9 protein-coding genes and 1 tRNA gene are annotated in these 12,531 nt (G+C 51.6%); 1 reads left to right on the top strand and 9 read right to left on the bottom strand.

Features of this window, described 5'->3' with window-relative positions; translation table 11 throughout:
• Window positions 1-132 precede the first annotated feature (132 nt).
• Window positions 133-209 (top strand) — tRNA-Arg (locus tag AC27K1_RS06385).
• 146 nt (window positions 210-355) lie between these two features.
• Here AC27K1_RS06385 and AC27K1_RS06380 read toward each other — a convergent pair.
• The 9 genes from AC27K1_RS06380 to AC27K1_RS06340 form a co-directional block, all read right to left on the bottom strand.
• On the bottom strand, window positions 356-700 hold the full coding sequence (locus AC27K1_RS06380; protein WP_487149180.1) for a hypothetical protein: 345 nt from the start codon (window positions 698-700) through the stop codon (window positions 356-358).
• A 26-nt stretch (window positions 701-726) separates the two neighbouring features.
• Window positions 727-1,764, bottom strand: a complete 1,038-nt coding sequence (locus AC27K1_RS06375; protein WP_487149178.1) for a type IV toxin-antitoxin system AbiEi family antitoxin — start codon at window positions 1,762-1,764, stop codon at window positions 727-729.
• 316 nt (window positions 1,765-2,080) lie between these two features.
• Window positions 2,081-2,389, bottom strand: coding sequence for a restriction endonuclease subunit S domain-containing protein (locus AC27K1_RS06370; RefSeq protein ID WP_487149177.1), 309 nt, complete (start codon window positions 2,387-2,389; stop codon window positions 2,081-2,083).
• A gap of 256 nt (window positions 2,390-2,645) precedes the next feature.
• Window positions 2,646-4,109, bottom strand: coding sequence for an ATP-binding protein (locus AC27K1_RS06365; protein WP_487149176.1), 1,464 nt, complete (start codon window positions 4,107-4,109; stop codon window positions 2,646-2,648).
• Between the two features lie 59 nt (window positions 4,110-4,168).
• Complete coding sequence (locus tag AC27K1_RS06360; protein WP_487149175.1) at window positions 4,169-5,962, bottom strand: restriction endonuclease subunit S; 1,794 nt, start codon at window positions 5,960-5,962, stop codon at window positions 4,169-4,171.
• 2 nt (window positions 5,963-5,964) lie between these two features.
• Window positions 5,965-7,770 carry a type I restriction-modification system subunit M gene (locus AC27K1_RS06355; protein ID WP_487149174.1) on the bottom strand — a complete coding sequence of 602 codons (1,806 nt, stop codon included), beginning with the start codon at window positions 7,768-7,770 and terminating at the stop codon, window positions 5,965-5,967.
• A 9-nt stretch (window positions 7,771-7,779) separates the two neighbouring features.
• Window positions 7,780-8,595: an HNH endonuclease gene (locus AC27K1_RS06350; RefSeq protein ID WP_487149172.1), complete on the bottom strand. Its 816-nt coding sequence runs from the start codon at window positions 8,593-8,595 to the stop codon at window positions 7,780-7,782.
• Window positions 8,595-11,012, bottom strand: a complete 2,418-nt coding sequence (gene hsdR, locus AC27K1_RS06345) for an EcoAI/FtnUII family type I restriction enzme subunit R (RefSeq protein WP_487149171.1) — start codon at window positions 11,010-11,012, stop codon at window positions 8,595-8,597. The genes AC27K1_RS06350 and hsdR overlap by 1 nt, the downstream gene beginning before the upstream one ends.
• A 163-nt stretch (window positions 11,013-11,175) precedes the next feature.
• Window positions 11,176-12,516, bottom strand: coding sequence for a purple acid phosphatase family protein (locus AC27K1_RS06340; RefSeq protein WP_487149169.1), 1,341 nt, complete (start codon window positions 12,514-12,516; stop codon window positions 11,176-11,178).
• Between the last annotated feature and the right edge of the window lie 15 nt (window positions 12,517-12,531).

Here is a 12,531-nt window from a genome sequence, read left to right as displayed (position 1 = left end):
CGCTGCCACCGAGACCCGAACCATGGCACCGATCAGGGAGAAATCCGCAAAAAAGCATGGACTTGGCTATACGTCCTGAGTATTATGGGCGCCGCTGGCAGCGGTCAAAAACCGTGTCTGCAATGGCGTTATGCACCCTTAGCTCAGCTGGATAGAGCGCTGCCCTCCGGAGGCAGAGGTCAGAGGTTCGAATCCTCTAGGGTGCGCCATAAAAATCAAAGAGTTACGGGGCTAAAAGCCCTTTTTTTGTGCCTGTCGTTTTTTCTGATGTACCAAATATGTACCACCAGAAGACAAACCGACAATCATCGTGCATCGCTGCCGCCAGCGCCTCTTCAAACCCCAGGACACTCATTTAAATATCGTGTTCGGGTGGCCAGCTGATGGCATGGTTCTCCGCAAGATCACCAAAGGGAACGATGTCTATCTCCCAGGGCAGCTGGTCGCTATCGTGAAACGCCAGCTCATGCACATGCCTTTTGGCCGTGAAATACCCCGTATCCAACAACTGCTTACGCAGTTCGGTAAAGTCCTGCCAGCCGGGAACGCTGATGGCAAAGTCCACATCCCGTGTACCGCGCTCAATGGTTGAGCCATGGCCGTGCACCAGGACAAGATCCCGAGCCATGGCTCCCACCACCAGCATCTCGATACCCAGCCTGTCAGTCTGCTGACGCAGCGCCGTGTAGAGCTCAACCATGCCTGCCGGCAACTTCTCCGTGAAGATCAATGGGTATATTTTTCATACAGTCGCTGTGCGGTTTCCAGGTTGCGAGGTTCAGCAGTTGCAATCAATTCCGCCATGACGACTAATGGATCGACAAACGATCCATCCGGCGGCAATAGGGTCGTCCAGAAGGGCTGGTAAAGATCAATCTGCTGAGCGGGATATTCACCGGGCTTTACCTTGCGCAGGCGCAGTGCCCGCATAACCTCCGACATGGCGCCCTTATCAACATATACCGTTGTATGTTTGGGGTTGAGATACCGAGAGTAATAAGCACCCGCAACTTCGCCACCCCACCAGCCGCCAAAACCCTTCAGATCAATGGTTTCCCAGGTGAGGGGACTATCCGTTGTGAAGGTGCCAATATGCTGTTTACGCTGGATCAGTGGAAACGCCTCTGTCCATTGGGTGATCAGGCCGGGCTTGTTAAGTATTGTCCTGTTTCGGCCTTTGCCGGTATTGATAAAGCCCTGGCGCACCAGGTCCTCCAATACCGGGCCAATAACACCCAACGCCACCCCGGCCTGTTCGGCAATGGTGCGGTAAGGCTGCCTGATCAATTCGGCATTCTGTAACAGCGCATAGATGATTTTTAACCCGGCAAACTGGAACGCCTTGCCGGGCCGGACAGCCTTGGCCACCGTTTCCGATTTGCGGCCCTGTATGCAGATAAACAGCGGCGGCTGATGGATATAGGCATTCCCTGCCGTATCCAGAAACTGCACATTGGCCAGCCTGAGCGTATCGGCGGCCTTGGGGGGAATGTACCGGGTCACCAGCAGGGTACGCTGCGGGTCGGGCATCTGTTGGAACTGATCGACCAGTGCGCCAATATTGCCTTGCGAAGCTCTGGCCTTGACCATGACATCCAGGGTGATGCCCGTTGGCAGTCGTAGTGTGGCATCCACCACCCTGTTACCCCAATGATCAACCGGGGCTACGATGGTCAGCGGTTGCAGTGTCAGCTGCTGGAAAGCGGCTACCGCCTCCTCCAACACGCCGGTTTCCGTCATGACATTGCCGTCTCTACTCGCCATTTTCAAACCATTCCCACCGCAATCTGTTCATAATAATAGCATGTTCACAAATAGTGAACATTATAAAAAAATGAACACTATTCTCATGGAATTAGCAAATACGGCAGTTATGAGACTTAAATAAAAGACTTGTTCATTTTTTAATATTGTTCATTTTCTATGAACATAATATAAAGATGAACAAAAAGTGACGGTAGATTATGAGAAGCGCCAGCGAAACCGGGTGGTGTGCTGGCGTTTTTGAAGCCTTTTGAACCCTAAGCACAGAGACACGGAAACTTGATTATCGCCTTTGTGCACTTTGTGGTTACAGGAATCAGGCGGTTGCCGTTTCCTGGCAGGACTGTGATTTCGCCATTGCCATTTCTGGCAGGCGTAGTTCGCCGGAGATCAGTTTTGGGAGCAGGATATCTCGAAGTTTGGAAAGTGAAAATACCGATAAACTGGCCGCTAATCTTTTCTGGAAATAAGGATCAACCAACTCATTGAAATGACTAATTAAGATAGTCCCTGGATTCAAGGCTGGTAACGACACGATGCCATTCGCACTAATGTTTGGTTGGGCGCTACCATGGGCCATATTGACGATATAGTCCTGATGAAGTGGTGTAATGACTCCGGACACCTTGTTAAGCACAATACAGTGCATATAAACTCAGATCACTCCAATCTCTTGATATAAAAAGGTTTAAAGCAAGAATTCCCCCGCAAAATCCACAAAACTCAGCCTTTCTATCAAATAACCATCAAATAAACTCAGATCACTCCAATCCCTTGATATAAAAGGGTTTAAAGCTAAAAGCCCCCTATGGAATCGGTAGAATTCAGCCTTTCCATCAAATAACCATCAAATAAAATGTGCAGGCATCGACAGGGTGATCTCAAGCCCAGAAGGGGACATATTTTGCGTTACGTCTGCCCTGGTCTTCATCGAACGGGCGGATCAGCCCAACCTTCAGAGCGTCTTTAATAACACGGGATATGGCGGCACTGTTCTGGGACTCAACACCGAATCTCTCCCGCAGGGTGGCATTTGTCATCTGGCTTCGTTCAACCCACTTCAGGCAGGCATGCTGGTAGCAGGCCCGTACCCGGTCTGCCTGGTTCATTTCAGTCCACGTTTTGTGACCAAATAAAACCGCCAGAGTAGATTTATCCCTGGCCTCGAAAAGAGGGGCTGGCAATTGATAAATTTCTGTCTGGGCAACGGCTTTGTCTATACCGCTCCCCCGCTCTTCACAGATACCGGTTCGCCTTAGCAGGGAGGCCATGGCTTCGTTACGGGAACGGGGCGGACTATCAAGAAAGCGATTGGTATCAACCAGTGGCGTGCCTGGATTGGTGATTTCCATGCGATCCGAGAATATCTCCACCATCGGGCTGGTGCCCGTTAAAAACAGATCCTGGTGTATCAGGGCATTGGCGACAAGCTCTCGCACAGCCAGCTCAGGAAACATGGGTATCTCCTTACGCAAAGCGGCCCCCATGACTTCGTTGCGAGGAACAAAGGTGTTGATAAAGGCGATCAGCCGCTCAAAGCCATTGGCATATCCTTTGTCGCCGACGTGCTCTCTGACGGTTTCCAGTCGGTTGATACCTTTGTAAATAATCACCCGGATGGCTTTGCGCCGCAGCTTTTTGAACTGGTTAATATCCCTGGCAAACAGAAGTGCTCCCAGATTAGTGATGTCCCAGTTTCCGGATTTGCTGGGCTGAATCAGATCATCCTGCTTTAACTTTTCCAGAATACCCGCCTTATTATCAGGCAACGGCAGCGCCATCAGCTCGAAGTAGGCCGGGTAATCCAGCATCGACAGCACCTGCTGATCATCAACACTCTCGGCAGCCAGCAGCTCTTCAAACGGCGTATCATCGAAACTTCGCCACAGGGTGCGCTCTTTTTCAGGAAAATCCTTGAGTTTTTTCTTGTAGCTCCCAACTCGGATAAATTCCGTGCTGCTGAACTGGACCGGGGTGTGGGCGGCCTTGGCGATTTCCAGGATAACCACAGGTTTATCATCGACTTCGATCGTCTTGAAACAGAAGTGGATGCGGGGCGTTAATTTTTGCAACAGCCAGCTTTCCAGCTCCTGCCCATTCCGTTTGTCTGTGGCGGGTTGAAAGTCGGTGCCGATGATGTCGTGAGTCTCATCATCAACACCCCAGACCAGATAGCCATTCTGCTTGCCACACAGGGCGGCACCATTGCTCAGGGCGGAAATATATTCGCCAAGATCATCCGGCTTGATCCGGTTGTGCTTAAACTCTGCCCACTCGGTCTCGGCGGGCAGTGCCAACAGCTCCCGTAATACGCCTTGCCAATAACTATCCGGCCTTGAACTCATGTCTTTGTCTCCTTACACCGTTTCGCCCCAGTGTAACCGATAACGGCTACCACGTTCCTTTAGGCTAACGCCCGCTCCACCACCGCATCGGCCAGATGCAGGTTGGTCTGCTGGGTCTGTTGGATACGGGTTTTGAGTTGGTCGCAGAGGATGGTGAGTTCGTTGACCTTGGCGACTATGCGGTGTTGTTCTGCTACAGACGGCAAAGGAAGAGTGTACTTTGCTAACTTGTCGCCCGGGAGATGTTTAATTGTTGCGCCAGTAAAAAGATTCGCTAGCCTTCCATTGGCCGCATCAACAATTAAATTAATCTCAATATATTCGGGCAATACGCCTGCTATTGCTCTAGCACGATGAAGTGCCTTTTGAAAATAAACGTCTGAATGCCCTTCAAGCCATATTGCGCAACGACCGGGTTCTCCACCTTCGCATATCAAAATATCACCATAGTTCAGGGAAAACTCTTCAAGTTCAGAGTCGTCAAACCTCATCTCTTTGAGATCATCTAAATTTATTTGCTGCCACTGAACATTGGTGTTTCGCAGATATTTCCTCAAGGTACCTTTGTTTTTTGATTGATCCAGCATCTTGCCCAAACGTGAGTGTGTTGCATTGCCAAACTGACACCACTCCCACCCACTCGGCAACCCAAACGGCTTCTCATCGTCGTTTATTGGCGGCAGCGGCTTCTGCTTTTTGATCTTGCCCTCCTTCACCAACCTGGCCTTTTCATCCTCAATCCGGCCCAACAGCACCGAGGCCGGTTCATCGGCGGGATTTTGCGGCACCAGCTTGCCCATCACCGCCAGTTGCAGGATGGTCTGTTTAAGCTGGTCGATGCTGTGCTCGGTGGTGAACAGGGTGTCGAAGTGCTCGGCGATGCGGTTCCAGTTTTGTTCGAAAATTGCTCCTGCATTTTCGACACTTCCGCCATCCCTGGCGGTCGCGGTGGTCTCGACGGCGGTGGTGCTGTTGGTCAGCGTACTCAACAGGGTTTCCACCAGGGTGGCGTGGGCGGCGATGGCGTTGGTCTGCTGCTGTTCCAGTTGATCGCAGAGGGCCATGAGTTCGTTGACTTTTGTGACTATGCGGTGTTGTTCGGCCAGTGGTGGCAATGCAAAAACCAGCGCCTTCAATGCATTTCCATTTACATTAGGCTGCCCAGTGCCCATTGAGTTTGCATAAAGTTGCTTCCAATACAATTGACTACCGAGGTAAGTTTTTACAAAGTCGGCATACACTGCTTCCAAATGCCTAACCCTGATCAAATAGGAAGCGAATACGGATCGTACAGTGACGTTTTTTACGAGGTACGATTTACCAATTGTTCCACCGGTGCGGGCAATAAGAATATCGTTGTCACTCAACAAATACTGGCCAACTTTATCATCTGCAATGTCACACCCTGGAACCGAATCCCAGTTCACCCTGTCATTTTGAATATCTGTGATACGTAAAAGTCGAACGTCACTCAACAATTCATTGGCTGATGCGGTATAGCCATAATGGATATCTGCTGAAATATCTCCCAGCCTCACCCACTCCCATCCTTGTGGCAGAGAAAAAGGCCTTTTATCGACGCCAACAGATGGCAATGGTTTCTGTTTTTTAATCTTGCCTTCCGCAACCAGTCTAGCTTTTTCTGCGGCAATTCGTTCCAGCAACACCGAAGCCGGTTCATCATCAGAATCCTGCGGAACCAACTTGCCACGCACCGCCAGCTCCAGAATCAACTCCCGCAGCTTCTTAATGCCGTGTAGATTGAGCTTGCCGGAACTCCCACGCCCAGCACTGGACTTCGTTGCGTGAGCACCCGTCCAAACGTCAATATTGTCTGTAATAAGATGGTGCATTATCAGACGCCCTCCAGCTCTTGCTGTGGCTCTTGCTCTTGCTGTGGCTCTTGCTCTTGCTGTGGCTCTTGCTCTTGCTGAGACACCTGCGAGGGTTCTTCACTTTGTGGGGCCAAGGCCGCCGACAGAATACTCTTCAACTGCTTACGAATGTCCGCCATAGCCTTTTGCTGTTTGGCGTAGGCTTTCAGCAACTCCTCAGGATCGTGACTGTCCTGTTCGCCCACATGGGGGTTCTTTATATCCAGGTTGAAGATCGGCCAATAGAGGGCATCGCCCGCCTTTTTCTCGGTATCTGCCTGGCTCTTCAGCTTGTCAGCCTTGGCGATGTGTTTGTCTATTTCAGTGGTCAGCTTGTCTTTGAGTTTGGCGTCTTCAACTTTCTTCTGATCATCCTTGAGCTGTTTTATTCGAGTGCGTAGCTGGTTTGCCTCATTGTTGTACTGATCCGCTTTGTCCCAATGGGGTTGGGCACGGCCAAGAGCCTGTTCCCGAATATGTTTAAAATCCACCTTCCAGGCGTACTGGTTCTCGACCCGGCTGGCAAAACCGTCGGCTTCGTTGCCCCACCAGGCGATTTCCTGTTCAAACTCAGCAGACTTCATCGGGCGTGTTTTGCTGTAGTTTTTTACGCCTTCGGGGTACGGGTGCTCGTAATACCAAATGGTTTCCGTTGGCTGGCCTTTGGTGAAAAACAGCAGATTGGTTTTGATGCCGGTATACGGGTTAAATACGCCGTTTGGCAGTCGTACGACAGTATGCAGATTACACTCGGTCAGCAGCTTCTCTTTCAGGCGACTTTTCATACCTTCGCCAAACAGAAAGCCATCAGGCAGAACCACAGCCGCACGTCCACCGTCTTTTAGCAGGTGGATGAACAACGTCATAAACAGGTCGGCTGTTTCACGGGTCTGGAAGGCCGTGGGGAAGTTGGCTTCAATGCCGTCCTCTTCCTGTCCACCGAAGGGTGGGTTGGCAACTATTACATCAACACGATCTTTCGGCCCCCAGTCTCGTAACGGGCGCCGAAGAGTGTTGTCATGTGTGATATTGGACGGTACATCGATGCCGTGCAGAATCATATTGGTGGTCGCCAACAGGTGTGGCAACGGTTTCTTCTCGAAGCCGAAAATGGTGTTCTGTAACACCTGATCGTCATCCGGGTTGCGAACGTAGTTTTTACGCTTGTGCTCGATAGCGCAGGTCAGGAAACCGCCAGTACCGCAGGCAGGGTCCATTACTTTGTCAGCCAGTTTCGGATCAACCCGGTTGACCATAAATTCTGTCACCGGGCGTGGGGTGTAGAACTCACCGGCATTACCGGCATTCTGCAAATCCCGCAGGATCTGTTCATACATATCCCCGAAGGCATGACGCTCCTTGACCTTGTTAAAGTCCACCGTCGCTTCGATCTTGTTCAACACTTGTCGCAGAAGCTGGCCGGACTTCATGTAGTTGTAGGCGTCTTTAAAAACGTTCCGTACGACGAATGCCCGCTGATCACCATTGCGGTCCTGTAACTCCTGAAGCTCCGGGAACAGCTCATCATCAATGAACTTCTTGAGTTCGTCGCCGGTCATACCCTCGGGATTAGCCGCCCAGTTGCGCCAGCGCAGCTCTTCAGGGATCGGGGACTCGTAGATTTTACCCTCGATCAGCGCAACAGTTTCCCACTCTTTTTCACGGTCATCGAAAATTTTCAGGAACAGCATCCAGACAAGCTGACCGATACGCTGGGCATCACCGTCGACACCCACGTCCTTACGCATGATGTCCTGAATGGATTTAATACTGGAGGAGATAGACATAGTGAAAATTTATTTCCTGAAAATATGGTTGCGGTGGTGCTGCAAGTAGGGTTGATGACGCAGGTCTATTGCGTGCAGCGTCACTTCAGGGTGAATACCCATCGCCCTGGCATCATGGTCGGCCAGTTCCGGGCTGATAAGGATAGTGCCGGAGTCAGAGAAGCTGATAAGGCCCACGTCGAATGCCGCATGGAGTGTTTTGGACAACAAAATGCCGTTGTACAGGTCGAGCTTTTCCGGGTTGTTGGAATCAGCCCAGGGTTTTATATGGGAGGCATCGAGCAGGGCAGGCGTGCTTATACCGGTTACCGCACAGGTTTTCCAGTACTCAAGCTGGTACTGCCGGAATAGACCCTGACCGATTCTGGCATCAACAATGGCCTTTTTGATTGCGTCCGGGTCAAACGCCGCTTCGTGTTTGGGGGAGTCAGTTTCAGAGCTGTCTGGCGTTGGCGTGCCGGTTAAAACACCGATTAACCGCCGAAGGGCTGGCTGCCCGTCCACCCGAACGTCATGGCCATAAAAAATTCGGTCACTTTTGGCCGTAGGATCGAGAGGAAACTCTTCCATGTTGGAGTTTCTGCGTCTCTCAGACCAGTTCACCTCGATGCCAGACAGAGTGTCAAAACGCTCTCTGGTTTGGGCATGTTTTGGGTGAATGATCAGAGGGTTTCTGGCAACGAAGTCGCTTTTACTCTTCTCGCTCGGTGTCTTCACATAAATAATGACGTCGCCAAGCGAAAATTCATGGATACGCTCATTATTCTTGGTAAGCCGAAAACCGCTATCCAATAGCCCGCTTTCAATTTCAATAGAATTCAACATCAGGCGTACAATGCCTCCTCAAGCTCCTGAACAGCCTTTTGGTACTGCTGAACCCCACCAAACGTGCCCACAAGTTCCATCAATGATCCCATCTTGGAGAACGGTTCCTGTTGCAGGATCAGTACATTCTCAATGTGTTCAATACCGGTGTCCGCATACTTATCCAGAAGCACGTCCAGCACCTTTTGGGCCTCGTCCTCGTACTTGGTGAAGTAGTTGCGTTTACGGACATTCTCAGCCCGCTCACGGCGTGTGAGAGGCGGTTGATCGAAGACGATATGACAGATCAAATCAAAGGGATCAAGCGCATTGCCATACTTTTGGGTGACTTCTGCCTGTAGCTCTTCCCAGAACACACCCTGTTCGGCCAGTTCCTCGATAATGACCTTTTTCTGGTCTGCGGCTGACCAGCGCCGGAGAAAGTCATCCATGCTGGCGTACTCTTTGGTGACACAGCTTTTGGTGTAGTCGTGCATCGACTCGGTAATGAGTTTGCCGTCTGCGCCGAGATGCTGCACCCGTTCGCCGATAATCGTGACTGGTTCACCTTTGACATGGTATTTGATGCGGGGTTTGCGATTCTCGTCTGTATCGTCACCATCGCCAGAATCGCCGGAATCTCCTGAAGTGTCAGTGTCCTGATTTACATCGGTGTTGTCAGACCCATCGTTATCACCACCGCCTTCGCTGTCATTGTCCGTTTCGTCTGGCGGGTCGATAGGATCGTCCACGTCAGGGTCGTATACCTGTACCGGGTCGCCATCAAAGTTTTTATCAGCAAACAACTCTGTCGCCTTTTTGAAGTCCATGATGGTGAACCAGTGTTTGTCATAGTCTTCATCAATACGGGTACCACGACCGATGATCTGTTTGAACTCGGTCATGGACTGGATACGCTGGTCCAGCACGATTAGTTTGCAGGTTTTGGCGTCAACGCCAGTGGACATCAATTTACTGGTGGTCGCAATAACCGGATAACGGGATTCCGGGTCGATGAAATTATCCAGCTCCGCTTTTCCTTCTTTGTTATCGCCGGTAATCCGCATCACATATTTAGGATTTTCCCTGATCCGTTCCGGGTTCAGATTAACCAGTGCCTGCCGCATGCGTTCAGCGTGATCGATGTCGTTACAGAAGACGATGGTTTTCTGGAATTCACCGGTTTTCTGCAAAAATTCGGTCACCTTCATGGCGACGAGGTGAGTACGTTCGTCAAAGACAATATTCTTGTCCATGTCTCGTTGGTTATAAATGCGGTCCTCGATGACGTTACCGTATTTGTCTGTCTGCCCGGCTTTGGGTCGCCAGCCTTTCAGGTCAAGGTCGAAGTCCACCCGGATCACTTTATAGGGCGCAAGGAAACCGTCCTCTATGCCTTGTTTGAGCGAGTAGCTGTAGATCGGTTCACCAAAGTAGTCGATATTGGAAACATCTTTGGTCTCTTTCGGTGTCGCTGTCAGACCGAGATGAGTGGCTGAAGAAAAATACTCCAGAATGTCTCGCCAGGCGGAATCAGCTTTAGCACTGCCCCGGTGGCACTCATCAATCACGACCAGATCAAAGAAGTCCGGGGAGAACTCTTTGTAGATATTCTTATCTTCTTCGTTGCCAGTGACGGCCTGATACAACGACAGATAAATCTCGAAAGACTTGTGTACCTGCCTTTTACTGATCTTGGTCATCGCCGCCCCGAACGGCTTGAAATCATTATTTTTGGTCTGGTCAACAAGGATATTGCGGTCAGCCAGAAACAGGATGCGTTTTTTCTTTTTGGCCTTCCACAGTCGCCAGATAATCTGGAAAGCGGTGTAGGTTTTGCCGGTACCGGTGGCCATGACCAGCAGAATACGATCCTGCCCCTTGGCAACGGCTTCTATCGCACGGTTAACGGCGTTGGTCTGGTAATAGCGGGGGGAACGGCCAGAGCCGTCGTCGAAATAGGGTGACTCAACCGTTGCTTTGGCTGTGTCGTCAAAGTTCTTCCAGTCGCAGTAGCGTTGCCACAGTTCGACCGGGGACGGGAACTGGTCAAGAGACAGTTCGGTTTCAGTCTGAACGGCATTGCCGGTACCGTCATGGAACAGGAAACCATCGCCGTTGCTGGAGAAGACAAACGGTACATCCAGTGCGTCGGCATAAGCCAGTGCCTGCTGCATGCCGGCACCGATACTGTGATTGTTATCCTTGGCCTCTATAACGGCGATAGGCTGGTTTTTCTGGTGGTACAGGACATAGTCCGCCCGTCGCTGTTTCCCCCGTGAATGGAGCTTGCCACGAACCATAATACGACCAGCGGTAAAGGTCACCTCTTCCCGCACTTGGAACTGAATGTCCCAACCCGCCTTTTCAATGGCAGGGGTGATGAACTTGGTGCAAATATCCCGTTCGCTGAGCTGCCGCTTTTCTGCCCTGTCCAATATGGTCTCCCGCTGTGGACTGTACTCTGTCGTTTATGAGGATTATGGTACGGCAGAGTTGAGAAAGGGGATAGACAAGGTTCAGCTATACCTGGCAATTTCTCGATGCAGCGCCAGACAATATATTCACCCGGGATTCCGGCGAGCGCCCTGACCGGTCGAATTAAGCGCCTTTGCTCTCCAGGCTGGCATGCTGCACACTTCCACCAGCCTGTTTCTGCAACACAAACTGATCATAAACCGAACCATCCGCCGCAATGGACTGATAGATCAAACGATCCTGCTCAACCCGGATATGCTGGTACAACTGTTTGTGAGATCCGCTGACCGTTGCCCATGGCGCCTGGGCTTCATCCATTTTCACGCCGCTGTTGGACACGATATAGACCGGGCCCTCGCCCTGTGTAGACGACTGTTCATCAATACCTCGTGCATAAGTGTGGGCATCGCCCTGAAGCACAAGGTCAACACCATACTCTTCGTACAAAGGCCCAAACAACCACTGCAGTTGCACCTTGGCCGTATCCTCGGTGTTCGCGGCATGGACGGGATGGTGATGGAAGACCACAGTCCATTCGTCTTCGCGTCCTTTCAGCAAGCCCGTCAGCCATTCCCGCTGGGCCATCATGTCTTTCATATGCAGGCCCCGCATGGTGTTGGTATTGATCGAGATAAACCGGACACCCTGGTAATCAAAGTAGTAACTGTTATTCACCAGTGGTTCCCGGTTGGCCGGGCCATTGTCCGGGAACTGGAAATGGGCATTCCAGGCCGGTGTAATCCGTGAGCCTTCGTATTCATGGTTACCCGGTGTCGCCACCATGGGCAGCATGCCGCTGATCCAGCCAGTCGCGGAGAAGAATTCATGCCATTCCCGGTCACTCTCAGGCTCATCGACGATATCACCGGCAAACAGCATGAAACTGGCATCGGGATGCGACCGCCAGGCGCTGCGCACCACGCGGGACCAGCCGGTGTGAATGCCAGCCTGCAAATCCCCGAAGAACAGGAAATCAAACGGCTGCTGTTGTTTGCTGGCGGTGCGGAACTGGAACCATTCCGACCACTGCTGCCCGTCACCGACACGGTAAAGGTAGTCCGTAGACGGCTTCAGCTCATCAATCGCAACATGGTGGTGGACGGAGACGTAATCCGGGTGCTCATACACCTTGCTCACCGCAGACCACTTTTTAACGTTGTTAGATACGACGGGGCCGGCAGACAGCATGGCCACCTGGGCCATCGCCGGCCCACTCCGGGTATCCGTACGCCACTGGATGCCGATCTGTGTGGCAGGGTCTCCAACGATTGTCAGGTTGATCCGGTCAGGTTGGGAACCGGGGCCATAATCCGGCACGGCTTCCGCCACAACATCGGACTTAACAGGCTGGTAATTCGGTAAGGCTTCCGGAGCGGGAATCCCGTCACGCTGATAGGCATAGAGAGTACCAAACAACAGCAGCAGAACAGGCATCATGCAGAGGGAGAGCTTGCGGGCATTCATCAGGCTGTCATCATC

Source organism: Kistimonas ophiarachnellae (genome assembly GCF_057552235.1).
This window is presented reverse-complemented; position numbering and strand designations above follow the sequence as displayed.

Coding starts and splice junctions, on each gene's coding strand:
- AC27K1_RS06365 (WP_487149176.1), bottom strand. CDS start 4,109: ATGAGTTCAAGGCCGGATAGTTATTGGCAAGGCGTATTACGGGAGCTG.
- AC27K1_RS06355 (WP_487149174.1), bottom strand. CDS start 7,770: ATGTCTATCTCCTCCAGTATTAAATCCATTCAGGACATCATGCGTAAG.
- AC27K1_RS06375 (WP_487149178.1), bottom strand. CDS start 1,764: ATGGCGAGTAGAGACGGCAATGTCATGACGGAAACCGGCGTGTTGGAG.
- AC27K1_RS06380 (WP_487149180.1), bottom strand. CDS start 700: ATGGTTGAGCTCTACACGGCGCTGCGTCAGCAGACTGACAGGCTGGGT.
- AC27K1_RS06360 (WP_487149175.1), bottom strand. CDS start 5,962: ATGCACCATCTTATTACAGACAATATTGACGTTTGGACGGGTGCTCAC.
- AC27K1_RS06340 (WP_487149169.1), bottom strand. CDS start 12,516: ATGAATGCCCGCAAGCTCTCCCTCTGCATGATGCCTGTTCTGCTGCTG.
- AC27K1_RS06350 (WP_487149172.1), bottom strand. CDS start 8,595: ATGTTGAATTCTATTGAAATTGAAAGCGGGCTATTGGATAGCGGTTTT.